Origin of the sequence: Streptomyces sp. NPDC015532 (assembly GCF_043078065.1) — a bacterium.
Lineage (GTDB): Bacteria > Actinomycetota > Actinomycetes > Streptomycetales > Streptomycetaceae > Streptomyces.
Genome location: NZ_JBIBSY010000004.1, coordinates 541,687 through 566,149, shown reverse-complemented (window position 1 = coordinate 566,149; position 24,463 = coordinate 541,687). Strand labels below are relative to the sequence as shown.

General features: G+C 71.1%; 16 protein-coding genes and 1 riboswitch. Of the genes, 9 read left to right on the top strand and 7 right to left on the bottom strand.

Annotated elements, in window-relative coordinates; genetic code table 11:
- The first annotated feature begins 6 nt into the window (after positions 1 to 6).
- From nuoL to nuoN, 3 genes are read left to right on the top strand one after another with little or no spacing between them, the layout of a single operon-like run.
- On the top strand, positions 7 to 1,920 hold the full coding sequence (nuoL, locus tag ACF07B_RS16970) for an NADH-quinone oxidoreductase subunit L (RefSeq protein WP_384234932.1): 1,914 nt from the start codon (positions 7 to 9) through the stop codon (positions 1,918 to 1,920).
- A gap of 5 nt (positions 1,921 to 1,925) precedes the next feature.
- Positions 1,926 to 3,497 (top strand): NADH-quinone oxidoreductase subunit M, encoded by a 1,572-nt coding sequence (locus tag ACF07B_RS16965; protein WP_369480583.1) that lies wholly within the window; start codon positions 1,926 to 1,928, stop codon positions 3,495 to 3,497.
- Positions 3,494 to 5,152 carry an NADH-quinone oxidoreductase subunit NuoN gene (gene nuoN, locus ACF07B_RS16960; RefSeq protein WP_384234936.1) on the top strand — a complete coding sequence of 553 codons (1,659 nt, stop codon included), beginning with the start codon at positions 3,494 to 3,496 and terminating at the stop codon, positions 5,150 to 5,152. The genes ACF07B_RS16965 and nuoN overlap by 4 nt, the downstream gene beginning before the upstream one ends.
- A gap of 61 nt (positions 5,153 to 5,213) precedes the next feature.
- Here nuoN and ACF07B_RS16955 read toward each other — a convergent pair whose 3' ends face one another.
- Positions 5,214 to 5,804, bottom strand: a complete 591-nt coding sequence (locus ACF07B_RS16955; RefSeq protein ID WP_392179471.1) for a hypothetical protein — start codon at positions 5,802 to 5,804, stop codon at positions 5,214 to 5,216.
- A 290-nt stretch (positions 5,805 to 6,094) separates the two neighbouring features.
- Between ACF07B_RS16955 and recQ the strand changes: the two genes are divergently transcribed.
- Positions 6,095 to 8,104: a DNA helicase RecQ gene (gene recQ, locus ACF07B_RS16950; protein ID WP_392179543.1), complete on the top strand. Its 2,010-nt coding sequence runs from the start codon at positions 6,095 to 6,097 to the stop codon at positions 8,102 to 8,104.
- 222 nt (positions 8,105 to 8,326) lie between these two features.
- Here recQ and fahA read toward each other — a convergent pair whose 3' ends face one another.
- The gene (gene fahA, locus ACF07B_RS16945) at positions 8,327 to 9,556 is read right to left on the bottom strand and encodes a fumarylacetoacetase (protein ID WP_384234939.1); all 1,230 of its coding nucleotides are present in this window, start codon (positions 9,554 to 9,556) and stop codon (positions 8,327 to 8,329) included.
- 611 nt (positions 9,557 to 10,167) lie between these two features.
- Here fahA and ACF07B_RS16940 point away from each other — a divergent pair.
- Entirely contained in the window at positions 10,168 to 10,977 is an 810-nt protein-coding gene (locus ACF07B_RS16940) for an HAD family hydrolase (RefSeq protein WP_369480579.1), read from the top strand.
- A 215-nt stretch (positions 10,978 to 11,192) separates the two neighbouring features.
- Here the strand turns inward: ACF07B_RS16940 and ACF07B_RS16935 are convergent, their stop codons facing one another.
- Both ACF07B_RS16935 and ACF07B_RS16930 read right to left on the bottom strand, forming a co-directional pair.
- On the bottom strand, positions 11,193 to 11,954 hold the full coding sequence (locus ACF07B_RS16935) for a transglycosylase SLT domain-containing protein (protein WP_384234941.1): 762 nt from the start codon (positions 11,952 to 11,954) through the stop codon (positions 11,193 to 11,195).
- 5 nt (positions 11,955 to 11,959) lie between these two features.
- Positions 11,960 to 12,118, bottom strand: a riboswitch (cyclic di-AMP (ydaO/yuaA leader).
- A 694-nt stretch (positions 12,119 to 12,812) separates the two neighbouring features.
- Positions 12,813 to 14,810, bottom strand: coding sequence for a CocE/NonD family hydrolase (locus tag ACF07B_RS16930; RefSeq protein ID WP_392179470.1), 1,998 nt, complete (start codon positions 14,808 to 14,810; stop codon positions 12,813 to 12,815).
- Between the two features lie 345 nt (positions 14,811 to 15,155).
- Here ACF07B_RS16930 and ACF07B_RS16925 point away from each other — a divergent pair, with 345 nt between their 5' ends.
- Entirely contained in the window at positions 15,156 to 16,166 is a 1,011-nt protein-coding gene (locus tag ACF07B_RS16925) for a polyprenyl synthetase family protein (RefSeq protein ID WP_261704940.1), read from the top strand.
- A 284-nt stretch (positions 16,167 to 16,450) separates the two neighbouring features.
- Here ACF07B_RS16925 and ACF07B_RS16920 read toward each other — a convergent pair whose 3' ends face one another.
- The gene (locus tag ACF07B_RS16920) at positions 16,451 to 17,020 is read right to left on the bottom strand and encodes a hypothetical protein (RefSeq protein ID WP_392179469.1); all 570 of its coding nucleotides are present in this window, start codon (positions 17,018 to 17,020) and stop codon (positions 16,451 to 16,453) included.
- A 426-nt stretch (positions 17,021 to 17,446) separates the two neighbouring features.
- On the opposite strand from ACF07B_RS16920, the gene ACF07B_RS16915 reads away from it, so the two are divergent.
- Genes ACF07B_RS16915 through ACF07B_RS16905 form a run of 3 tightly spaced genes read left to right on the top strand, consistent with a single transcriptional unit; the run spans position 17,447 to position 20,791 of the window.
- Positions 17,447 to 18,712 carry an outer membrane lipoprotein carrier protein LolA gene (locus ACF07B_RS16915; RefSeq protein ID WP_392179468.1) on the top strand — a complete coding sequence of 422 codons (1,266 nt, stop codon included), beginning with the start codon at positions 17,447 to 17,449 and terminating at the stop codon, positions 18,710 to 18,712.
- 32 nt (positions 18,713 to 18,744) lie between these two features.
- The gene (locus ACF07B_RS16910; RefSeq protein WP_392179467.1) at positions 18,745 to 19,848 is read left to right on the top strand and encodes an ABC transporter ATP-binding protein; all 1,104 of its coding nucleotides are present in this window, start codon (positions 18,745 to 18,747) and stop codon (positions 19,846 to 19,848) included.
- The gene (locus tag ACF07B_RS16905) at positions 19,835 to 20,791 is read left to right on the top strand and encodes an ABC transporter permease (protein ID WP_392179466.1); all 957 of its coding nucleotides are present in this window, start codon (positions 19,835 to 19,837) and stop codon (positions 20,789 to 20,791) included. The genes ACF07B_RS16910 and ACF07B_RS16905 overlap by 14 nt, the downstream gene beginning before the upstream one ends.
- A 9-nt stretch (positions 20,792 to 20,800) precedes the next feature.
- On the opposite strand, the gene ACF07B_RS16900 is transcribed toward ACF07B_RS16905, so the two are convergent.
- Together ACF07B_RS16900 and ACF07B_RS16895 are read right to left on the bottom strand one after the other, a co-directional pair.
- Positions 20,801 to 21,385 (bottom strand): flavodoxin family protein, encoded by a 585-nt coding sequence (locus ACF07B_RS16900; RefSeq protein ID WP_392179465.1) that lies wholly within the window; start codon positions 21,383 to 21,385, stop codon positions 20,801 to 20,803.
- A gap of 263 nt (positions 21,386 to 21,648) precedes the next feature.
- Complete coding sequence (locus ACF07B_RS16895) at positions 21,649 to 24,228, bottom strand: hypothetical protein (protein WP_392179464.1); 2,580 nt, start codon at positions 24,226 to 24,228, stop codon at positions 21,649 to 21,651.
- Positions 24,229 to 24,463: the final 235 nt, after the last annotated feature.

Here is a 24,463-nt window from a genome sequence, read left to right as displayed (position 1 = left end):
TGAATCGTGGAGAACCTGATTGCGCTGCTGATCGCGGCGCCTCTGCTCGGAGCGGCCGTACTGCTGTGCGGCGGACGGCGGCTGGACGCCGTCGGTCAGTGGGTCGGTACCGTGCTCGCGGCCGCCTCGTTCGTGATCGCCGTCGTCCTCTTCGCCGACATGCTGGGGAAGGGTCCTGAGGACCGGACCTTCACGCAGCATCTGTTCAGCTGGATCGCCGTCGGGAACTTCCGGGCGGACGTCGGCTTCCAGCTCGACCAGTTGTCGATGACGTTCGTCCTGCTGATCACCGGCGTCGGCTCGCTGATCCATCTGTACTCGATCGGGTACATGGAGCACGACGAGCGCCGCCGCCGCTTCTTCGGCTATCTGAACCTGTTCCTGGCGGCGATGCTGCTGCTCGTCCTCGCCGACAACTACCTGCTGCTGTACGTCGGCTGGGAAGGTGTCGGTCTCGCCTCGTACCTGCTGATCGGTTTCTGGCAGCACAAGCCCAGCGCGGCCACGGCCGCCAAGAAGGCCTTCCTGGTCAACCGTGTCGGCGACATGGGTCTGTCCATCGCCATCATGCTGATGTTCACGACCTTCGGGACCTTCGCCTTCGGTCCGGTGCTCGGCACCGAGGGACACCCCGGGATCGCCGGGGACGCCACCGAGGGCAAGCTCACGGCCATCGGGCTGATGCTGCTGCTCGCGGCCTGCGGCAAGTCGGCCCAGGTGCCGCTCCAGTCCTGGCTCGGGGACGCGATGGAGGGCCCGACCCCGGTCTCGGCCCTCATCCACGCCGCCACGATGGTGACCGCGGGCGTGTATCTGATCGTGCGCTCGGCCGCCGTCTTCAACGCGGCACCGGACGCACAGCTCGTCGTCACCGTCGTGGGCGGGGTCACGCTCCTGTTCGGTGCGATCGTCGGTTGCGCGAAGGACGACATCAAGAAGGCGCTCGCCGGCTCGACCATGTCGCAGATCGGCTACATGGTGCTCGCGGCGGGCCTCGGCCCCATCGGCTACGTCTTCGCGATCATGCACCTGGTGACGCACGGCTTCTTCAAGGCCGGGCTCTTCCTCGGCGCCGGTTCGGTCATGCACGGCATGAACGACGAGGTCGACATGAGGAAGTTCGGCGGCCTCAGGAAGTACATGCCGATCACGTTCGTGACGTTCGGCCTCGGCTATCTCGCGATCATCGGTTTCCCGGGCCTGTCCGGCTTCTTCTCCAAGGACAAGATCATCGAGGCGGCCTTCGCCAAGGGCGGCACCGAGGGCTGGATCCTCGGCAGCGTGGCCCTGCTGGGCGCGGCGATCACCGCGTACTACATGACCCGCGTGATGATCATGACCTTCTTCGGGGAGAAGCGCTGGCAGCCCGACGCCGAGGGTCACGAACCGCACCCGCACGAGTCGCCCAGGTCCATGACGATCCCGATGATCGTGCTGGCCTTCGGGTCGGTGTTCGCGGGTGGCTTCTTCAGCATCGGCGACCGCTTCGTGCACTGGCTGGAGCCGGTCACCGGGCACTCGGAGGGCGACTCCCCCGTGAGCGCCCTGACGGTCACCCTGGCCACCATGGTGCTGCTGGTCGTCGGCGCCGGCATCGCCTACCTCCAGTACGGACGCAGCTCCGTCCCGGTCGTCGCCCCGCGCGGCTCCCTGCTCACCCGCGCCGCCCGGCGCGACCTGTACCAGGACGACTTCAACCATGTCGTACTGGTACGCGGCGGTGAGCACCTCACCCGCTCCCTGGTCTACGTCGATCACACCCTGGTCGACGGAGTCGTCAACGGGACGGCGGCCTCCGTGGGCGGCCTCTCCGGGCGGCTGCGCAAGCTGCAGAACGGCTATGCGCGCAGTTACGCGGTCTCGATGTTCGGCGGCGCGGCGATCCTCGTCGCCGCGACCCTGCTGATGAGGGCGGTCTGATACCGATGTCCTTTCCTCTGCTGACAGCGACGGCGGCGCTCCCGGCCCTCGGGGCGATCGCCACGGCCGCCGTGCCGGCCGCGCAGCGCGTCGCGGCCAAGTGGCTGGCGCTGCTGGTCTCCCTCGGCACGCTGGCGTTCGCCGCGGTCACTCTGGTGCGTTTCGACCCCGGCGGCGACCGTTACCAGCTCACCGAATCCCACGCCTGGATCCCGGACTTCGGGGTGCGCTACCAACTGGGCGTGGACGGCATCGGGGTGGCGCTCGTCGCGCTCACCGCCCTGCTGATGCCGTTCGTGATCCTGGCGGGCTGGCACGACGCCGACCCGATGGAGACCGGAAGCAAGCGCTGGCGTCCCACCCAGGGCTTCTTCGCCCTGATCCTGGCCGTCGAGGCGATGGTGATCATCTCCTTCGAGGCCACCGACGTCTTCCTCTTCTACATCTTCTTCGAAGCCATGCTGATCCCGATGTACTTCCTCATCGGAGGCTTCGGGGACCGTGCCCACGAGCACGGCGACGAGGCGGCGGCGACACAACGCTCGTACGCCGCGGTGAAGTTCCTCCTCTACAACCTGGTCGGCGGCCTGATCATGCTGGCCGCCGTGATCGGCCTCTACGTGGTCGCCGGGAGCTTCTCGCTCCAGGAGATCGTCCAGGCACGGGCCAACGGCTCGCTGCACATGGCGACCAGCACGGAGCGGTGGCTCTTCCTCGGCTTCTTCTTCGCGTTCGCGGTGAAGGCGCCTCTGTGGCCGCTGCACACCTGGCTGCCCAACGCGATGGGCGAGGCCACCGCGCCGGTCGCCGTGCTGATCACGGCGGTCGTCGACAAGGTCGGCACCTTCGCGATGCTCCGCTTCTGCCTCCAGCTCTTCCCGGAGGCGAGCAAGTGGGCGACGCCCGCGATCCTCGTACTGGCGCTGATCAGCATCATCTACGGGGCGTTGCTCGCGGTCGGACAGCGGGACATCAAGCGGCTGGTCGCCTACGCGTCGATCTCGCACTTCGGGTTCATCATCCTGGGCATCTTCGCGATGACGACCCAGGGTCAGTCCGGCGCGACGCTCTACATGGTCAACCACGGGATCTCGACCGCCGCCCTGATGCTGGTGGCCGGCTTCCTGATCTCGCGGCGCGGCTCGCGTCTCATCGCCGACTACGGAGGGGTGCAGAAGGTCGCCCCGGTGCTCGCGGGCACCTTCCTGATCGGCGGCCTCGCGACGCTGTCGCTCCCGGGCCTCGCGCCCTTCGTGAGTGAATTCCTGGTCCTGGTGGGCACGTTCACCCGTTACCCGGTGGTCGGCATCATCGCCACCTTCGGCATCGTCCTCGCCGCGCTCTACACCCTCGTCCTCTACCAGCGGACGATGACGGGCCCGGTCAAGGCCGAGGTCGCCGAGATGCCGGACCTCAGGGTGCGCGAGCTCCTGGTCGTCGCCCCGCTGATCGCTCTGCTGATCTTCCTGGGCGTCTACCCGAAGCCGGTCACCGACATCGTCAACCCGGCGGTCAAGCAGACCATGTCAGATGTACACAAGACGGACCCCCAGCCCGAGGTGGAGGCGGCCAAGTGAGCGCATCAGCCGTCCACAGCCTGTGGACAACGGCCGCGACCGCGGCCGATCCGATCTCCAAGATCGACGCACCGAAGATCGAATATGCCCAATTGTCGCCCACCTTGATCGTTCTCGGTGCGGCGGTCGTCGGGGTTCTGGTCGAGGCCTTCGTGCCGCGCAAGTCGCGTTACTACGCACAGGTGTTCGTCGCCGTCGTCGCGCTGGCTGCGGCCTTCTCCGCGGTCGTCGCGCTCGCGGCGGGCGGATACGGCACCACGAAGGCGCACATCGCGGCGATGGGCGCGGTCGCGGTCGACGGACCGGCCCTCTTCCTCCAGGGCACGATCCTGCTCGCCGGAATCCTCGGCGTCTTCACCTTCGCCGAGCGGCGCCTCGACCCCGAGGCGCACGGGAACCGGGTCGACGCGTTCGCCGCGCAGGCCGCGTCGGTACCCGGCAGCGACAGCGAGAAGGCCGCCGTGAAGGCCGGGTTCACCACCACCGAGGTGTTCCCGCTGCTGCTCTTCGCGATCGGCGGCATGCTCGTCTTCCCCGCGGCCAACGACCTGCTGACGTTGTTCGTCGCGCTGGAGGTCTTCTCCCTGCCGCTGTACCTCCTGTGCGCCGTGGCCCGCCGCAAGCGGCTCATGTCGCAGGAGGCGGCGGTCAAGTACTTCCTGCTCGGCGCCTTCGCCTCCGCGTTCACGCTCTTCGGCATCGCCCTGCTGTACGGCTACGCGGGCTCGGTGTCGTACGCGACGATCGCGCATGTCGTCGACGGCACGGTCACGAACGTCGACCCCGCCCTCGCCGGCACCATGGGCAACGACGTGCTGCTGCTCATGGGTATGGCCCTGGTCGTCATGGGCCTGCTCTTCAAGGTCGGCGCGGTGCCCTTCCACATGTGGACGCCCGACGTCTACCAGGGCGCGCCCACCCCGGTCACCGGCTTCATGGCGGCGGCGACGAAGGTGGCGGCGTTCGGCGCGCTGCTGCGCCTGCTGTACGTCGTCCTGCCGGGAATGCGCTGGGACTGGCGGCCGGTCATGTGGGCCGTGGCGATCGTCACCATGCTGGGCGGCGCGATCGTCGCGATCACCCAGACCGACATCAAGCGGCTCCTGGCGTACTCGTCGATCGCGCACGCCGGATTCATCCTCGCGGGTGTCATCGCGACCTCGCCGGACGGTGTCTCGTCGGTCCTCTTCTACCTGGGCTCGTACTCGTTCGTCACGATCGGCGCCTTCGCCGTCGTCACGCTCGTACGGGACGCGGGCGGCGAGGCGACGCACTTGTCCAAGTGGGCCGGTCTCGGACGCAGGTCCCCGCTGGTGGCCGCGGTGTTCGCGGTCTTCCTGCTGGCCTTCGCGGGTATCCCGCTCACTTCGGGATTCGCCGGAAAGTTCGCCGTGTTCAAGGCGGCTGCCGAGGGCGGCGCGGGAGTGCTGGTCGTGGTCGGTGTGATCTCGTCGGCGATCGCGGCGTTCTTCTACATCCGCGTGATCGTGCTGATGTTCTTCAGCGAGCCGAAGCCGGAGGGGCCGACGGTCGCCGTGCCGTCGCCGCTGACGACGACGGCGATCGCGGTGGGTGTGGCCGTCACGCTGGTGCTCGGTGTGGCGCCGCAGTACTTCCTGAACCTGGCCAGTCAGGCCGGGGTCTTCGTGCGCTGAACGGTTCCTCGCGCGGCTCGGGCCCCGCTCCCCTTCCGGGGGAGCGGGGCCCGAGCCGTTCTCAGTGGCCGGTGTGGGCCGTGTGGGACTTTCCGGTGTGGGCCGGGGCGGCCGGGCACTTCACCCTGGGGTTCCAGCGGTCGAACAGCCCGTTGGGGTTCTGCTTCCACAGCCAGACGTGCAGGTCGTAGTGGATCGGCATGCCGGGGTAGTGACCCGGCATCGGACCCTCGAACTTCTGGCCGCCGAACATGGACGGCCGGTCCTTGCTGGTCTTCAGGTTCTGGTCCGAGTCCAGGACGATCCACTCGACCCCGGCGAGCCTGCGCCTTCCGTTCTTGCCGTCCTCGAACAGGAGCGCCGAGGGCTTCGCCGGATCGAGCGAGCCGTAGCGGGACTCGTTGAAGTAGTGGTAGCCCATGCTGCCGTGCCCCGCGGGGTCCGAGGAGCACTGGCGGGGCACGTATCCGTCGGCGAGGGCGACCTTCTCGTCGAGGTATTTGACGCTGGCCAGGTACGCCGTGGCCAGATCCCGCAAGGTCTTCGGGTCGGCGGGGCGGTCCGCGGCCGGGGCGGGGCCGGCGGACAGGGCGAGCGACGCGGCGGCGGCTGTCACGAGGGTGATGACGGTCCGGAGGGGACGCTGGGGCATGCGAGGACTCCTAGGGGAACGAGAGAGGCGTACGGACTGCACGGGTCCGTCGGCTGCGGGCCCCCTCCTCCCGCCCGAGCAGCATGTCCCTCGGCCCCGAAGCACCGCCATGCGAGCGGGGCCAACGGGTTGAACCCCGTCGGGGCGCGCCGTGCGGCGGGGTGAGACCGGACAAGCGCCGATACGTAGGGAAGCCGGTCCCTCGCAGCCTGTGGACAACTCTCGGACTGTCGGCGCGGACCCCTATCGTGGACGCAGTGGTCGAGGCGCGACGTACGGGGGACGAAAAGATGGGCGGGACGGGTGTGATGACCGAAGCGGACGCGACGGAGACGCTGGGCGAGAGCGAGGCACTGGCCGCACTCCACCGAGTCTTCGGGTACGACGCCTTCCGCGGCGAGCAGGAAGCGATCATCGACCATGTGGTGGCGGGCGGTGACGCCGTCGTCCTGATGCCGACCGGTGGCGGAAAGTCCCTCTGCTACCAGATCCCTTCCCTGGTCAGACCGGGTACGGGTGTGGTGGTCTCCCCGCTCATCGCGCTCATGCAGGACCAGGTGGACGCGCTGCGGGCGCTGGGCGTGCGCGCCGGGTTCATGAACTCCACGCAGGACTTCGACGAGCGGCGCGTGGTCGAGGCGGAGTTCCTGGCCGGCGAGCTCGACCTCATCTACCTGGCCCCCGAGCGGCTGCGTCTCGAAAGCACGCTGGACCTGCTGTCCCGCGGGAAGATCTCCGTCTTCGCGATCGACGAGGCGCACTGCGTCGCCCAGTGGGGCCACGACTTCCGTCCCGACTATCTGGCGCTCTCGCTGCTCGGTGAGCGCTGGCCGGACGTCCCGCGCATCGCGCTGACGGCCACCGCCACACGGGCGACGCACAAGGAGATCACGCAGCGCCTGGGCATGCCCGCGGCCCGTCATTTCGAGGCGAGCTTCGACCGCCCCAACATCCAGTACCGGATCATTCCCAAGGCCGACCCGAAGAAGCAGCTGCTGTCCTTCCTGCGAGAGGAGCACGTGGGCGACGCGGGCATCGTGTACTGCCTCTCGCGCAACTCCGTTGAGAAGACCGCCGAGTTCCTCGCCCGCAACGGCATCGAGGCGGTGCCGTATCACGCGGGCCTGGACTCGGGTACGCGTGCCGCGCACCAGTCCCGCTTCCTTCGGGAGGAGGGCCTCGTGGTGGTCGCCACGATCGCCTTCGGCATGGGCATCGACAAGCCGGACGTCCGCTTCGTCGCCCACCTCGACCTGCCGAAGTCGGTCGAGGGCTACTACCAGGAGACGGGCCGCGCCGGCCGGGACGGACAGCCCTCCACGGCCTGGATGGCCTACGGCCTTCAGGACGTGGTCCAGCAGCGCAAGATGATCCAGGGCTCGGAGGGCGACGAGGCGTTCAGGCGCCGGGCCACCGCCCATCTGGACTCGATGCTCGCCCTGTGCGAGACGGCCCGGTGCCGGCGCTCCCAGCTCCTGGCCTACTTCGGCCAGGACCCCGACACCCCGGACTGCGGCAACTGCGACACCTGTCTGACGCCTCCGGAGACCTGGGACGGCACGGTCGCGGCGCAGAAGCTGCTGTCCACGGTGGTGCGCCTCCAGCGTGAGCGGGGCCAGAAGTTCGGCGCGGGCCAGATCGTCGACATCCTGCTGGGGCGCAAGACCGCCAAGGTGATCCAGTTCGACCACGACCAGCTGTCCGTCTTCGGTATCGGCGAGGACCTGGCGGAGGCCGAATGGCGTGGTGTCGTAAGGCAGTTGCTGGCCCAGGGGCTGATCGCGGTCGAGGGTGAGTACGGCACGCTGGTGCTGACCGACGCGAGCGGGACGGTGTTGCGGCGCGAGCGCGACGTGCCGCTGCGCAAGGAGGCGCCGAAGCCGGTCACGTCCCGGTCGTCGGCGCCCAAGGGTGAGCGCAAGGCCAAGGCGGCGGCGGTCGAACTGCCCGCCGAGCTCGTTCCCGCCTTCGAGGCGCTGCGTGCCTGGCGGGCGGAGCAGGCACGCGAACAGGGAGTTCCGGCGTACGTCATCTTCCATGACGCCACGCTGCGGGACATCGTCACCGTGTGGCCCACCTCCGTGAAGGAGCTGGGCGGTATCAGCGGGGTGGGCGAGAAGAAGCTGACGACGTACGGGGAGGGCGTCGTCGGGGTGCTCGCCTCGCTCGCCGACGGTCCGCCCGCGGCCGCGGGGGACAGCGGCAGACCCGAGGCCGCACCGGTTGCGGCGGCTGCCACGGGACCGGACCCGGACTGGCCCGAGCTGGACCAGGAGCCGGAGCCCGAGGACTGGATGTAGCCGGCCCGACGCGGCGGACCGGGGACGGGGGCGACGCACCACCGGTCCAGCCGGTCCCGCGGCTCGGCGAGCCCCGTGGGGGCACGGTGGACCCTCGGCGAGCCCCGTGGGGCACGGTGGCCAGGATCCTGGCCACCGTGACACGGACCCGGACTCGTTCCCGCCGGGTACCTCGCCCAAGGCCTCTGCCGGAGCCTCCTGAGGCGCCGGCCCCGGAGGCCTCTACCGGGAGACGGCCGGCGTGATGCGGCCCCGGACCTCGCCGAGGCCCACCCGGGTCCCGCCCGGACCGGGAGCCCAGGCCGTCATGGTGACCTCGTCGCCGTCCTCGAGGAACGTGCGCTTGCCGTCGGGGAGTTCGAGGACGTCGCGCCCGTTCCAGGTGAGTTCGAGCAGCGAGCCGCGCTCGCCCTCGGAGGGGCCGCTGACGGTTCCGGAACCGTAGAGGTCACCGGTGCGCAGGGAGGCGCCGTTGACCGTCATGTGGGCCAGTTGCTGGGCGGCCGTCCAGTACATGGTGGAGAAGGGGGGTTCCGAGACGACGTGGCCGTTGAGGGCCACGGAGATCCGGAGGTCGTAGCCGCCCGGTTCCTCGGAGGCGTCGTCGAGATAGGGGAGAAGGGGGTGCGTGCGGACGGGCGGGGCCACCAGGGCGTCGTCGAGGGCGTCCAGCGGGGTGATCCACGCCGACACGGACGTGGCGAAGGACTTGCCGAGGAAGGGACCGAGCGGGACGTACTCCCAGGCCTGGACGTCGCGCGCCGACCAGTCGTTGAGCAGGCAGAGGCCGAAGACGTGGTCGCGGTAGTCGCTCAGGGGCACCGGACGGCCCTGTTCCGAGGGGGTGCCGACGACGAAGCCGACCTCCGCCTCGATGTCCAGGCGGACCGAGGGGCCGAAGACCGGGGCGGCGTCCGTGGGGGCCTTGCGCTGGCCCGAGGGACGGACGACATCCGTGCCGGACACCACGACCGTGCCGGAGCGGCCGTGATAGCCGATCGGCAGGTGCTTCCAGTTCGGCGTGAGGGAGTCGGCGGCATCGGGCCGGAAGATCTGGCCGACGTTCCGGGCGTGGTTCTCGGAGGCGTAGAAGTCGACGTAGTCCGCGACGGTGAAGGGGAGGTGCAGTGTCACGTCGGTGAGCGGGTGGAAATGGGGAGCGAGGGTCTCCCGGTGGGCCGGGACGGTCACCCAGGCCGTCAGCGCGCGCCGGACATCGGACCAGGCGGTGTGGCCCGCGGCGAGCAGCGGGTCGAGGGTCGGCTGTGCGAGCAGCCCGGCGTAAGGGGAGCCGAGCGATCGGGCGGCCGCGCCCGCGTCGAGCACGTGGTCGCCGAGCCGTACGCCGACGCGTCGTTCGGGGTCGCCGGCCGGGTCGGTCAGGGAGAACACGCCGTACGGCAGGTTGTGCGGGCCGAAGGGGTCGCCCTCGGGGACATCGAAGGGGGGCATCGGTTGGTGCCTCGCTTTCGGATTCGTACTCGCCATGTGATCCATGCGTTCCACGCGTTTCATGTGGTCGGGGCACACGTTACGGGGGAGTGTCCCCACTGCGGCAGGGCCTAAAGGGTTTGCAATGTCCGTATTGGTCCCGCACTGAGCCGGAGATCGGTGGTCCGTGGGTGCGTCGAAGCCGGACGACGGGTGCCGTTCCTCGGTTCGGTGGCCGCGCTTCACCGGCCTGCCCGCGCCTGCCCGAGGCCGTTCCGGGGTTGCCTCGTTCGGTTCTGTGGCGCGCCGCTCATAGGGGGTGGGGTTCATCGCTGCCCCGCCCAACGGGCATGCCCGCGGCCGGACTTGCCGATGCCAGGCCCCGATGGCCGGCGTGGTGTGTGCGGCGACCGAGGTGGCCTGATGGCTAGTTGGCCTTGATGCAGGGGGTGTTGGGGAGTTGTGGTCGGTCGTGTGCGGGAAAGTCGGTGTGGACGGAAGTGGAGCCTGGGTGATCCGAAGCGGTCGCAACGCGCTTACCACCGTGCGGTGAACGGCGATGCTGACGGGATACCGGACGTCGTCCGGTTCAGGCCGGGCCGATGAGTCGTTCGATCCGTATTCTTCGGATCATGGCCGCTCCGACTGCATATTCACTCATCGCCACTGACCTGGACGGAACGCTGCTGCGCGGCGACGACACCCTCTCCGACCGGTCACGCGCCGCGTTGGCGAAGGTGACCCAGGCGGGTGCCCGGCATCTCGTGGTCACGGGCCGACCCGCACCGCGTGTGCGACCGCTTCTCGATGAACTCGGCGGCGAGGGACTGGCGGTGTGCGGGCAGGGGGCGCAGCTGTACGACGCCGGCACGGACCGCATGCTGTGGTCGGTGACCCTGGACAGGGAACTGGCGGAGACGGCGCTCGGCAAGATCGAGGCGGAGGTCGGGCTGCTGTACGCGGCGGTCGACCAGGACGGCGTGGACGGGCTGACGCTCATCGAGCCGGGCTATGTCATGCCGCATCCGACGCTGCCGGCGGTGCGGGTGCCGCGCCGGGACGACCTCTGGGCGGAGCCGATCAGCAAGGTGTTGCTCCGTCACCCCTCTTTGTCCGACGACGAGTTGGCGTCGGCGGCACGGGGAGTGGTCGGTTCGCTGGCGACGGTCACCATGTCCGGTCCCGGCACCGTCGAACTCCAGCCATGCGGGGTGACCAAGGCGACCGGACTGGCTCTCGCCGCGGCGCACCTCGGGCTCACCCCGGACGCCACGCTCGCGTTCGGTGACATGCCCAATGACATCCCGATGTTCGACTGGGCGGCCCGCGGTGTGGCGATGGCCAACGCCCATCCGGAACTGAAGGCGGTCGCCGACGAGATCACCCTGTCGAACGAGGACGACGGGATCGCGGTCGTGCTGGAGCGCCTCTTCGGCTTCTGACAAATCCCGTCTGCCCGGCGAGGCCAAAGGCCCCAGCGGTGCGGAGTGCGGCAGCGAGGCTCGCTGCCGCACTCGCGGACCCGCTTCCGCCGGCATGTTCGGAGCGCAGCCGGTGACGCGACCGCAACGCACCCGCCGACGGGCCGGGAGGGCGCCGTCGGCGGGTGCGGATGAAGACGTGGTGCGCGGTGCGGGGTGCGCGGTGCGGGGTGCGATCAGTAGGCGCCGTTGACGTTGTCCATCGAGCCGTACTTGTCGGCCGCGTAGTTGCAGGCCGCGGTGATGTTGGCGACCGGGTCGTAGATGTTCCACGACGTGCCGGCCACGTGGTACGCCTGGAACGTGGGGTCGATCACCTGGAGCAGGCCCTTGGAGGGGATGCCCGCGGCGGCGTTGGAGTCCCAGTTGTTGATGGCGTTGGGGTTGCCGGAGGACTCGCGGATCACGTTGCGGTGGATGCCGTCGTAGCTGCCCGGGATGCCGGCCTTGGCCATGACGTCCAGGGATTCCTTGATCCAGCCGTCGAGGTTGTTGGCGTACGTCTTGGCGGCGGCCTGGGTGACGGTGGTCGCCTTGGACTTGGCGACGGCGGTGGTCGCCTTGGCCGTGGTGCTGACGGTCGTCGACTTCAGCGTCTTCGTGCCCACGGTCAGCTTCAGGCCCGGACGGAGCAGGGCGGGGTTGTCACCGATGACCGCGCGGTTCGCCGCGTACAGCTTCTTCCAGCCGCCGCTCTTGGGGTACTTCTGCGCCACCTTGGACAGCGTGTCGCCGGCGACCACCTTGTAGGTGACGAGCTGCACGTTGGGGACCACCGCGGTGTGTGCGGCCTGCGGGGCCTGGGCCGGGGTGGCGGCGCTGGCGCCGGTCGCGCTCACGAGCGGGAGGGCGAGGGCGAGACCGCCCGTTCCGGCGGCGATCATGCCCCGGGTGATGACGTTGGTCTTCATGCGGCTGTGCTTGCCTCGTACGGGCATGACGAAAGTCCTCTCCGACGCCTGCGAGGTGAGCTGTCGGGTTCGGGCGGGAGATGCCCGGCCGCGCTGTGAGCGCGGCTTCACCCCAAGCCGGTCCGGTGTGCCCGGATCGGCGGCTTACCTGTGGTTCCCCCGCTCCTGCCGTGCGTGGGTCGATGGGTTGCCGGGCGGCGGCAGGATTCGGCGATCCGCCCGGGGTCGACCAGAACGTATGCGAGAGCACATGTCCGAAACAAGATGAGATTTGACCGCGAAGATCGCTTTCTCCTGGTTGATGCGCGGGTAAAAAGTCCGATTGCGCCGGAATTGGATCCTCAACTTGCCTTTGGCAAACGGGTTGGGCCGGGAGGGGTGCGCGTCGGGGGCCGACCTCGCCGGTGACTCAACTCACCAGACCAAAGAGCATCAAGGCGTCATGAGGGGGTAATTCGGGCATTGCGCTTGTGGTGGGAGTCGCCGCCGAGCCCTTCGCGGGGCGCCGAGCGGCCCTTGATGCGGCGGGAATTGTGGCGCGGGACACATGGGGGACGTGGCCGTCCGGCGGTGGGAGCGCCGCGTCTGCGCGAGCCAGAGCCGCCCGGACGCGAGCCAGAGCCGCCCGGACGCGAGCCGAAGCTGCCCGAGGACGCGAGCCGGACCCGGGCCGGTGGCCGGTGAAGTGCGCCTCGCGTCAACGGTGTTCGCCACGCGAGCCACACGCCACTGACCTGCCGCTGTACCGGCGCCGTCCTGTCGCTGTCCGGCCTCTGTCCGGCGCGCGGCGATACGCCGGCGCTCGCGCCGTGAGCGCGTCACGCCGGCCCGGGCATGGGGTGCGCGGGGGTCCGGGGGAGTGAACTCCCGTGCCCGTGAGCCCAGTCAGCCGGCTGTGCGCGGGATGCGCTTCTCCCAGGTCCGGTGGAAGACGACCTCGTCCCCGTCCTTGCAGACGAGCTCGTCGGTCGTGACGAAGTCCTGTGCGTCGCAGGTGACGGCGGAGACCGTCTCGACGCGGGCGTCCCACGGCAGGTCCGGGCGGTGCAGCCGGATCGACCAGGTGGAGTGGGCGCGGGCGGACAGCGGGTCCGTGGCGTCGATCGTGTACGTCTCCCGGGCGTCCTCCGTGCATTCGAGGCCGTCGGGGTACACGCGGGTGCCGCCGCGCCCCGGGTTCTCCTCCAGGCGCCAGGTCTGCGCGGCCACGTCGCGCAGGACCAGACGTCGGGGGCGCGGCTCGTCCAGGGTCGCGGAGACGGTCACGCCGAGGGGCTCGAACTGCTCCGGTTCCTCGAAGGCGACCGAGGGGTCCGACTCCGTTGCCCGTACCGGGAGTTCCAGGACGCTGCCGATCGGCTCCAGGGTGAAGCCCGCCTCCGAGCCCGGCTGGGGCCAGATCCAGGGCCAGTACGCGGAGGAGACGCCCAGCCGGATCCGGTGGCCCGCCGGGAACGCGTAGCCGATGGCGTTCAGGTCGAACACCACGTTCTCCGTGGTGCCCGGTTCCCAGGGGACCGCCCGGTCGGGGCCCTGGCGCGCCGAGAGGTTCAGGGCGCCGCGGGTGACGAGCGTGGACGCTCCGTCCGGGGCCACGTCGCACAGCCGGGCGATCACCTGGCCCCTGGGCGCCGCGGACGTCAGCCGCAGATTGACCCGGGGGCGGCCCAGCACCCAGATGTCCTCCGGCACCTCGAACTCGAAGCAGGCCGACCGTGCGTCCTCCTCCCGTTGGTCCGGCGGCAGGTCGGCCTCGTCGCCGGAAGGGGACAGCCGGCCCGCGTCGACCCCCGTGTGCTGCGGGGACCGCACCGGCAGCGGGGCGCCTTGGAGCGCGTACGCGACCGGGGTCACCGAGGGGGAGGGCCAGGCCGGGTCGCCCACCCAGCGGCCGGGGATCCGCGCGTACACCGTCGCCGGAGGGTGCGCGTCCATCACGTACGAGCGCAGCAGGGGGACGGAGAGCGCGTCCGTCTCCTTGTCCTTGAGCCAGTGGTCCCACCAGCGCAGCGTCTCCTGGAGGAAGCCGATCGCCGGGCCCGGCGGCAGGCTCCGGTCCGGGTACTGGCGGGACCAGGGGCCGATGAGACCTCGTACGCGATCCGGTGGCAGGTTCCGCACCAGACGCAGCACCGTGTCGCGGTGCGGGTCGTGCCAGCCGCCGACCGCGAGGACCGCGGCGCGGATGGCCCCGTACTCCTCGCGGACGCTGCCGTGGCGCCAGTACGCGTCCCTGGTCTGGTGCGCCAGCCAGGTGTGCGCGGCGGGGCCGACCGCCTCCAGTCGCTTCTCCCACATGTCCCGCCACATGCCCTCGCCCACGTGCGCGGGGTCCGGCGGGCGGGCGGCGAAGGCGAGCAGTCGGGCCGACCGGGCGTGCGTGTCGACGGCGAGGACGGAACCTCCCGCGTGGTGCGCGTCGTTGTCATAGAGGTCGTCGGTCGAGCAGACCGTGACGATCGCCTTGAGCGGCTCGGGCGCGCGGGCCGCGATCCGGAGGGAGCCGAAACCGCCCCACGCGATCCCGAACATGCCGACCCGGCCGGAGCACCAGGGCTGGGCCGCCAGCCAGGAGACCACCTCCACCCCGTCGTCCGGCTCGGTCCCCACGTCCTCGTCCCCCGGCAGTCCCTCCGAATTGCCGTGGCCGCGCACGTCCACGCGGACGGAGGCGTAGCCGTGCCCGGCGTACCAGGGGTGGCGCTGCTGGTCGCGCGGGGCCGTCCAGTCGGTCAGGCGGTACGGGAGGTACTCCAGGAGCGCCGGTACGGGCTCCTCGGTCAGCGGCCGCCAGATCCGGGCGTACAGACGGGTGCCGTCCGGGAGAGGGATGAGGACGTCCTCGTGAGTGGTCTCGTAAGGAAAGGACGTACGGATGTGCATGAGCGCCACCTCAGAGGGCGGAATGCCGGGCATTTCGCCGCATGTCATCGCGAGTCGGTTCACATCATCTGATCATGAACATACCGTCGGTGACGGGGTGGCGCCCGTGAGCCGGGGTACCCGCCGTTGGGGCACGCAGGTGCTTCCCGTGTGCCTTCCGGGTGTACTCGCGCCTACCGTCTGGCGGAGCGAAGCGGACCGGGGGACGGTGGGCGCTCGTGGTGATCGAAACGTGACCGGATACGCTGACTTGAGTGATGGCAGCGACACATCGACAAACCGTGTCATCGACCGAATGATCGACCGAGTTCGCCATGTGATCGTCAGCAGACAGGAGAACCTCTCGTGACCGTCGTCGGGCCGTTCGGGCTGAGCGTGCGGGACCAGGCTCTCGAAGCCGATGTCCAGGCCGGATTGGCGGCTGTCGAGGAGGGTTTGCTCGAAGCCACCAAGAGCGAGGTCCCGTTCATCACGGAGGCCGCCCAGCACCTCGTGCGGGCCGGCGGCAAGCGGTTCAGGCCGCTGCTCGTGATGCTCGCCGCGCAGTTCGGCGACCCCTACGCGCCGGGTGTCGTGCCCTCGGCCGTGGTCGTCGAGCTGACCCACCTCGCCACGCTGTACCACGACGACGTGATGGACGAGGCCGAGGTCCGGCGCGGGGTGGACAGCGCCAACGTGCGCTGGGGCAACTCGCTGGCCGTCCTCACGGGTGACTTCCTCTTCGCCCGTGCCTCGTACATCCTGGCCGACCTCGGGCCCGAGGCCGTCCGGATCCAGGCCGAGGCGTTCGAGCGGCTGGTGACCGGGCAGATCCTGGAGACCGCGGGGCCGCGCGACGGCCGCGACCCGGTCGACCACTACCTCGACGTGCTCGGCGGCAAGACCGGGTCGCTGGTCGCGGTCGCGTGCCGGTTCGGCGCGATGATGTCGGGCGCCGACGAGACGGTCGTGGACGTGCTCACGCAGTACGGCGAGCGGCTGGGCGTCGCGTTCCAGCTCGCGGACGACGTCCTCGACATCGCGTCCGACTCGCACGAGTCCGGCAAGACGCCGGGGACCGACCTGCGCGAGGGCATCGCCACGCTGCCGGTGCTGCGGCTGCGCGAGCGCGCGGAGCGGCTGGGGCTCGCCGAGGACATCGCGCTGTGCGAGCTGCTCGACTCCGACCTGACGGACGACGCGCGGCACGCGGAGGCGCTGGCCCGGCTGCGGGAGCACCCCGCGCTGGAGCAGGCGCGCCGGGACACCGTGCGCTACGCGGAGGAGGCGCGCGCCGCGCTGGCCCCGCTGCGTGAGTGCGACGCGAAGGCCTCGCTGGTCGAGCTGGTGGACGCCGTGGTGCACCGGGCGGGCTGAGCACCGACCCGGATGCCACCGGTCGTGGGCGGGCTGTGACGCCGGTTCGGGTGCCACGGGTCGCGGGCCGGTCGGGACCGACCCCGCACGGGCCAGGCCGTGACCGGCCTTGTACCGGCCGGGCCGGGATCAGCCGCGTACCGGTCGGGTGGGTACCGGCCCCGTACAGGCCGGGCCGGGATCAGCTCCGTACCGGCCAGGTTGTGACCGGGCCCGCGTCAGCCAGGTTGTGACCGGGTCCGTACCGGCCGGCCCGGGATCAGCTCCGCGCTGGGGGGCGACTGTCAGTAGCCTCCACCGCCTCCCGTGCTCGTCGTGGCCGGTGCCGGTGTCGACGACGTCGAGGCGGGTGTGGTGATCTTCGCTCCGGCCGGCGTCACCGCGAACCACGTTCCGTCCACTCCCTGGCCGGAGGGCTGCTTGGGCTCGGCGTCCTTGGCGTACCGGTAGAGGGGCCAGCCGGCGAGGGTGACCTGGGTGCCGCCGTCGGCGCGTTTCACCGTGGAGACCAGGCTCTTGTCGATGCCCTTCGTGGTCACCCCGCCGTGGGCCGTGGACGCGGGCCAGACCGTGGCGCAGGTGTCGTAGCAGGTGACCTTGGTCGGATTCGCCGAGTCCGCGTCGAAGCGGTACAGGACGTACCCCTTGCCGTCGGTGACGACCGTGCCCAGTTTCGGGACCTCGGCCGTGGCCAGCGTGGACGTCGCCGATCCCGTGGCGCCGCTCTGTGACGAGCCGCCGCTGGTCCCGCTGCCGCTGCTTCCGCCCCCGCCCCCTCCGCATCCGGCGAGCGTGAGGGCCAGGGCGGCGGCGCCCGTGGCGGCGTATCCCGTGAGGTGCCTGATGGCGATCATGGCGATCCCTCGATCCTTTGATCTCTGGAGTGCTGGGTGCTCCGATCGCTGCCACCTGTACGTACGGATTCGAGCCGTTTTTTGCTCGAATGGTCGCCATATCCGATGGCTTCTGGGCGATGCCCCCCACGGGCGGTCCTACGAGTGACCGCCAGGAGTGACCCCAGGGAGTGACCCCCACGAGTGACCCCACGAGTGACCCCAGGAGTGACCCCAGGAGTGACCCCTACGGGTCGGGGGGAGGCACCGGCTCTCACGTCATACCGCAGGACTACGCGGAGTTGAGTCCGGGGGTTGACGCTTTCATCCCGCGATTTTGGTCAGATGGAGAACATCACTCCTCACCGGTCCGGGTGAGAATGGCGGCTTAGGAGTGGAGCACGGAACGAGGGCAGGGCCGCCGCCGACGACGGAGGTAAGTCACACATGGCACCGTACGAATCCGACGACAGCGCGAGGGCCGCGGAGGCCGACGACAGGCTCGCCGGGCGACGCAAGGCCGCGCGGTACGTCGTTCCGGCCGCGGTGGTGGGGGTGGCGGCCGCGACGATCGGACTCGTCCCGGCGCTCGCCGACTCCGGAGACCCCGACCTGCCGAAGGTCACCGCACAGCAACTCATCGAGAAGATCGCCGAGTCGGACGTCCAGCAGCTCTCCGGCACGGTCAAGATCAGCACCGATCTGGGGCTGCCCGACCTGGGCGGTCTGGAGAGCGGCCTGCTGTCCGGCGCGGTCGAGGGCCACGGCGGCTCCTCCGCCGACCCGCAGTCCAAGCTCCTCGAACTGGCCTCGGGCACGCACACGCTGCGCGTCGCGGCCGACGGCCCGGACAGGGGCAAGGTCTCCCTGCTGGACAACGCCGCCGAGTACAGCCTCATCCACAACGGCAAGGACGTGTGGGGCTACGACAGCAAGTCCAACGAGGTCTTCCACTCGACGTCCGCCGAGTCCGGGCACGCCGACGGGGACGCCAAGGGCAAGGCGCCGCGTGATGTCCCGGCCACTCCGAAGGACTTCGCCGACGAGGCGCTCAAGGCCGTGGACGACACGACCTCCGTGACCGTCGACGGCACCGCGCACGTCGCGGGCCGCGACGCCTACAAGCTGGTCGTCAAGCCCCGGCAGTCCGGCACCACGGTCGGCGCGATCAGCATCGCGGTGGACGCGAAGACGGGGCTGCCGCTGAAGTTCACGCTGACCCCGGCGAGCGGCGGCGCGGCCGTCGTGGACGCGGGCTTCACGCAGGTCGACTTCTCCCGGCCGGCCGCGTCGACGTTCGCCTTCACCCCGCCGAAGGGCGCGAAGGTCACCGAGGGCGACGAGCTGAAGGGCGCGAAGGGCGGAGCGTCGAAGGGCGACGAGCCGAAGGACTTGAAGAAGGAGTGGCCGAAGGGTCACGAGGGAACGGCCGACGGCCTCGGCGGTCCGAAGACCATCGGCGAGGGCTGGAACTCGATCGTCGTCCTCGACACCGGTGGCGAGGGCATGCCGTCCGGCGCGTCCGGTTCGACCGGCAACAGCGACGTCGACGGGTTCCTGAACTCCCTCGGCGACCACGTCACCGGCACGTTCGGCTCGGGCACGGTCTTCTCGACCCGCCTCGTCAACGCGCTGATCACGGACGACGGCAAGGTGTACGCCGGTGCCGTCACCAAGGCCGCGCTGGTGAAGGCGGCCGACGCGGCCCAGTAGGCGCGGCCGGGCGAACCGAACCGAGGGAGTCCATGGAGGAGCTGTCCGCCGACGAGCCCGATCCGGCGAGGGCCGGGGGCGCCGCCGTCCCCGAGGGGCGGACGGAGAGCGACCGCGGTGAGCCCGCCCGGGAGCCGGGAGGTTCGCCCGCCGTGTCCGCACGGCGGGCGGGTGACGCCGGGGGACCCGGTGCCGTGTCCGCCGAGGACGCGGTGATCGCCACCCGCGCGCTGAGCAAGCGGTACCGCGGCGGACAGCTCGCCGTCGACGGTCTGGACCTCACCGTCCCGGCGGGCAGCGTCTTCGGCTTCCTCGGGCCGAACGGCTCGGGCAAGACCACCACCATCCGGATGCTGATGGGCCTGATCGAGCCGACCTCGGGCACGGCGCGCGTGCTGGGGCGGCCCATGCCCCGGTCCGCGCGCGCCGTGCTCCCGCACGTCGGGGCGCTGATCGAGGGCCCCGCCCTGTACGGCTTCCTCTCCGGTCGGGACAACCTCGTCCGGTACGACGCCGCCGACCCGATCGCCGATCCCCGGACCCGGAGGGCACGCGTCGGGACCGCGCTGGACCGGGTCGGGCTGACCGCCGCGGCGGGAAAGAAGGCGAAGGCGTACTCGCTGGGCATGAAGCAGCGGCTCGGACTCGCGGCGGCGCTGCTCCAGCCCCGTCGGCTGCTCGTCCTGGACGAGCCGACCAACGGTCTGGATCCCCAGGGCATGCGCGAAATCCGTTCGCTGGTCAGAGAGCTGGCCTCCGACGGCACGACCGTCTTCCTCTCCTCGCACCTCCTCGACGAGATCGAGCAGGTCTGCACCCACGCGGCCGTGATGGCCCAGGGGCGGCTCATCGTCCAGGGTCCGGTGGCCGACCTCGCGGCCGGAGCCCGGGGCCGGCTGGTGGTGACCACCCCGGACGCCGGGGAGACGGCGCGGATTCTGAAGGAACAGGGCGTCACGGATCTCGTCGTGACCGGGACGGGAGTGACCGCGGAGCCGCCTGGCCGTGAACTCGCCGAACTGAACGCCGCGTTGGTCATGGCAGGCGTCCGGGTCCGCGGCTTCGGAGTCGAACGGGCCTCGCTGGAGGACGCGTTCGTGGCACTGACCGGGGAGGGTTTCGATGTCGCGGGCTGAGAGTCCCCCGAAGCGGGATGCCGAGGCGGCGACGGCGGTGACGGGGACGGGGCCGTCCCCGTCCCGGGCCCCGTCGCCGGAGCCGGTGGCCGTCCGCGGGCCGAGCCCGCTGTGGACACTCGGACTCTTCCGCGACGAACTCGTCACCACGTTCCGCCGATGGCGCACGATCGCGCTGCTCGGCGTGCTCGCGGCCGTGCCGGTCCTCATCGGCATCGCCGTCAGGGTCGAGACGAGCGGCGGCTCGACCGCGGGTGGTGGCGGCGGCGAGGGTCCCGCGTTCATCGCGCAGATCACCAACAACGGACTGTTCCTGGTGTTCACCGGGCTGGCCGCGACCCTCCCGTTCTTCCTGCCGATGGCGATCGGTGTCATCGCGGGCGACGCGATCGCCGGCGAGGCCAACGCCGGAACCCTGCGCTATCTTCTCGTCGCGCCCGCCGGCCGCACACGGCTGCTGCTCACGAAATACGCGACGACGATGACGTTCTGCCTGGTGGCGACCCTGGTGGTGGCGGTCTCGGCGTTCGCGGTGGGCGCCCTGCTGTTCCCGCTGGGCGAGCTGACCACGATCTCCGGAACCCGCATCGGTTTCGCCGAGGGGCTCGGCAGAGCGCTGCTCATCGCCCTGGTCGTCGCCGCGTCACTGACCGGTGTGGCCGCGCTCGGCCTGTTCGTCTCCACCCTCACCAACAGCGGCATCGCGGCCATGGCGACGACGGTCGGCCTGCTGATCACCGTCCAGATCCTGGACCAGATTCCCCAGCTGCACGCACTCCAGCCGTACTTCTTCTCCCACTACTGGCTGTCCTTCGCCGACCTCATGCGCGACCCCGTCTACTGGGACGACCTGGTGCGCGACCTCGGCCTCCAGGGCCTGTACGTCGCCGTGTTCGGGTCGGCCGCGTGGGCGCGGTTCACGACGAAGGACATCACCACCTGAGCGGCCGCGTCACGCCTCGTAGGGGAAGCGGGCGAGCGGTGCCTCCTGGGCGAAGAACGTCTTCGCGCGCGTCAGCGCCCCGGTGTCGTCCAGCACGTCACCGGGCCGGCTGCCGTTGCCGAGCAGGACACCGCCGAAGCGCATCCTCATGTAGGCCGCCGTGTGGTTCAACGTACCGATCAGCGGGTCGGCGACCTCCGGCTCCTCGTGCGCGAGCGCGGTGACGCCCCAGAGCGTGCGCCCGGCCAGGGTGGCCTTGAAGTCGACGCCGGGCGTGCGCAGCCAGCCGGACCAGTAGTCCAGGTAGCGCTTGGTCAGTCCGGACACCGAGTACCAGTACAGCGGTGAGGCGATCACGATGTCGGTGGCGGCGAGGGTGGCGTCGAGCAGGAGGCTTTGGGTGCTGGAGGCGGGAGGACGTACGTGGTCGCCGTCCCGGCGCAGGTCCACGAAGTCGGGGAGCGGGTGCTCGGCCAGGGACAGCCAGCGCTGCTCCACGTCGGCGGGCAGTTGTTCGGCTGCCCTGCGGGCCAGCGACTCGGTGTTGCCGCCGGGGCGGCTGCTGCCGAGCACGAACAGGAATTGGCGGGTCACGGCTCCCCCTGAGATACGTCGGCGTCGATTACACGCGTGAACAATATATGCACGCGCATGCACCTGTCCAGGCTGGGGTCTCCCGCCGGGCTCAGGCGGGTGCCTCCGCTGCCACAGCTTTCTCTCGCCCCCTCGGCCCCTACCCGTCCCACCCCTGGGGCTCCGCCCCAGGCCCCTGCTCCTCAAACGCCGGAGGGGCTGGAATTCCCCGGAACCACCACGCGCCCGCAGGCGGGATCCGCGAACGCCGGCGCGAGCGGGTCTCACCGGGCCGGGTGTGGAGGCTTCTGGATCCGAGGTGCAGTGCCCGGCATCGAGCCGGGCACGCCCCCGGCCGGGGAGGCGGAACCCCGGCCGGACTGAAGGCGGGCCGCGCTCGCCACGGGGTTCGTGGGCCCACCGGACGGCGCAGTCGTCGTCGCCCCCGCCACAGCCGGCCTGCGCCAGCTCTCCGGAACCGACGCGTGCCGCTCCACCGTCCCCCGCGCACGCGCCTCCGCGAGCCGGGCCGTCTGCTCGGCCACAGGAGCGAAGCCGGGAGCCGCGTTGCCGCTCTGGGAGGGCACCTGGCGGGCGGCCATGGCTCCCAGAGCGGCCTGGGTGTCCCGAGGGAAGACATCACGGGGCAGCAACTGCGAGGCCGCACCGGTCACCTCGACACGGTGCTGCCTGCCCCCCGCCTCGAAGGTGACCCCGTAGCCGAGGTACTGCCGGTCCCGGTCGAACATCAGATCCCCCCGCACCTGCCCGCCCCCGGCCCGGGTCCGCTCACTCAGCTCCTGGAGGGCTTCCGGCATCGGCGCGGTCCGCCCGAGGCTCGCCACATAGGCCTCCGCCTCCACCCGCCCCTCCCGGAACCGCGGCTTGCCGTCCGGCCCGGTGGACATCCGCACGGCACCCACCCGGTTGTCGGGGTGGATGTCGATGGTGAGGCGGCCGTCACCGCCGTACTCGCGGACGAACCGCTCCCGCAGCGCGGTGAACTGCACCTGGTTCTCCAGCGCGGGAGGAAGGTTCGGTCCGTAGATGGTGACCCGCGCCCCCGTGTCGGCCTCCAGGATGATCTCGGCGTTGGCCACGCCCGTTCCGCCCGCGCCCGCGACCAGCCACGTCTTCGGGGCGTCCTCCGCTCCCGCCGCCCGCGCGTCGAAACGGTTCTCGGCGATCTCGTCCCCGATGAAGACCCGCCCGGGCGCGGCGGCCCTCGCCCGCTCCCACTGGGCGGTCGCGTCCAGCGTCTGGAGCGCGGCCCGCGCCCCGCCGCCCGAGCGCAGCCCGTCCAGCACGCCTTCCTCCCGCAACACCTGGAGTGCCCGCTCCGCGCCGGTCTCCCCGGTCAGCCGGGCGTGCGCCGGTGATCCGGCGGGGAGTTGGCCGCGTACGGCGTCGAGGGCCTCCGGCACGTTCACCGCGTCCCGGCGGTCGACGCCCGGCACCATCTCGGGCGGCAGCCCGGTGGCCACGGTCGGCGTGCCCTCGACCTTCACGTAGACGTCCGGGGAACCGTCGCCGGGCCGGATGTGCGCGTAGAGGCGGCCGTCCTGCCCCGGGACCAGCGCCGCAGTCCCGTCGACGACGGGACCGCGCACGGCGAGCTGGTCCTCCCACAGGCGTACGGCGTCGCGCGGCACCCGCGCGGTCGGGTCGGCGAACTGGTGGGCGTCGCCGAGCCCGTTGGCCCGCATGTCCCTCGTCTGGTCGGGGGACTGGACGATGCCCTGGCCGGGGTCCAGGTGCCAGCGGCCGCGGGCGTCGACGAGCAGGGCCTCGGGGTCGCGTCCGACGAGGCTGGCGCCACCCCCGATGACGACCTGGCGGGCGGGCCACTCGCCGGTCGTGGCGATCTCCGCGCGCAGCTCGGCCAGGGTGGCGGCACCGGCCCGGGTGCGCTGGTCGGCCGCCTGGGCCGCCGCCGCGGCGAGCTCCTCGCGGGGTACGGGGGAGCCGTCGGGCCGGAACCCCGGCAGGGGAGGGGCGTGGGCGGACGCCCCGAGGGGGCGGGCGTGCTCGGCCCGGGACCGGAACTCCCGTAGTTCGGCGGCATCGGCCGCGCTCAACCGCTCGACGGGGACGGCCAGTTCACGCAGGGCGTCGGTCGCCGTCGGGGTCAGGTGCGGGTCGATGATGTCACGGCGGACATCGGCGGCCTGGAGCTCGGGAGTGAAGCGGTCGGAGTCGGCCGGGGCCTGCGGCCGCAGGCCCGCGTGGTCGATGAGCGCCGACAACTCACTCCGGGATGCCGCGCGTCGGGTGGCGTCGAGGGTGACGTCGTTCATGCGGGCGGCCAGGTAGTTCAGTTCGCCGACCCGGCCGAGGTCCTCCTCGGTGAGGCTCAGGCGCCGGTCCGCGTTCCCGAGCCCGCCGCGGGCCAGCAGTTCGTCACGGTTCGGCGCGACGCCCGCGACCTCGGGGTCACCGGCGGCCGCGCGGGTCGCCCGGTCGCGCACCGCGAGCAGTTCGCCGACCTCGTGGCTCAGCGCCCGGCCCACCTGGCGCGGGTCCATCCGGTCGGAGAGCTGGACGACGTGCTGGTCCGAGGTGGTGTTGACGTGGGTCCGCGCGACGGTGCCGGAGGGGAGCGGAACGGCGTCCAGACGCAGGGTGAGGTCCCTGCCCCGGTCGTCGGTGAGCGCGAAGAAGCGGTCGCCCGCGGCGCCGGACCGCAGCTCGACGGAGCTCAGCCGCTGGGCGTACAGGCTCCGCACCACCATCGGCAGGGTGCTCTCCGCCTGCGCGATGACGGCCGCCTGCCGCCCCGGATCGGGCGCGGCGCCGGTGCCCGACACGAAGCGGCTGCCCGCGACGTCGGTCGCGGTGATGACGACGGGCTCCGCGCGCGGCACCGTGCCCGCCCCGGAAGGGCCCGGGCGGACATCCCCCTGGACCTCAGGCGGGACACCCCCTTGAGAGTTCCCCCGGGCATCCCCCGGGGCGTCCCCCCGGACATCGCCTCGGACCTCCCCCCGAGGATTTCCCTGGGTGTCGCGCCGGGCGTCCGCCCGGTCGGAACGGCCGGCGTTCCCGCGGTCGAGCGGTTCCTGGCCCACTGGCACTTTCCCCCTTGAACGGCCTCGTGGC

Coding starts and splice junctions, on each gene's coding strand:
- ACF07B_RS16965 (WP_369480583.1), top strand. CDS start 1,926: ATGTCCTTTCCTCTGCTGACAGCGACGGCGGCGCTCCCGGCCCTCGGG.
- ACF07B_RS16955 (WP_392179471.1), bottom strand. CDS start 5,804: ATGCCCCAGCGTCCCCTCCGGACCGTCATCACCCTCGTGACAGCCGCC.
- recQ (WP_392179543.1), top strand. CDS start 6,095: ATGGGCGGGACGGGTGTGATGACCGAAGCGGACGCGACGGAGACGCTG.
- fahA (WP_384234939.1), bottom strand. CDS start 9,556: ATGCCCCCCTTCGATGTCCCCGAGGGCGACCCCTTCGGCCCGCACAAC.
- ACF07B_RS16940 (WP_369480579.1), top strand. CDS start 10,168: ATGGCCGCTCCGACTGCATATTCACTCATCGCCACTGACCTGGACGGA.
- ACF07B_RS16935 (WP_384234941.1), bottom strand. CDS start 11,954: ATGCCCGTACGAGGCAAGCACAGCCGCATGAAGACCAACGTCATCACC.
- ACF07B_RS16930 (WP_392179470.1), bottom strand. CDS start 14,810: ATGCACATCCGTACGTCCTTTCCTTACGAGACCACTCACGAGGACGTC.
- ACF07B_RS16920 (WP_392179469.1), bottom strand. CDS start 17,020: ATGATCGCCATCAGGCACCTCACGGGATACGCCGCCACGGGCGCCGCC.
- ACF07B_RS16915 (WP_392179468.1), top strand. CDS start 17,447: ATGGCACCGTACGAATCCGACGACAGCGCGAGGGCCGCGGAGGCCGAC.
- ACF07B_RS16910 (WP_392179467.1), top strand. CDS start 18,745: ATGGAGGAGCTGTCCGCCGACGAGCCCGATCCGGCGAGGGCCGGGGGC.
- ACF07B_RS16905 (WP_392179466.1), top strand. CDS start 19,835: ATGTCGCGGGCTGAGAGTCCCCCGAAGCGGGATGCCGAGGCGGCGACG.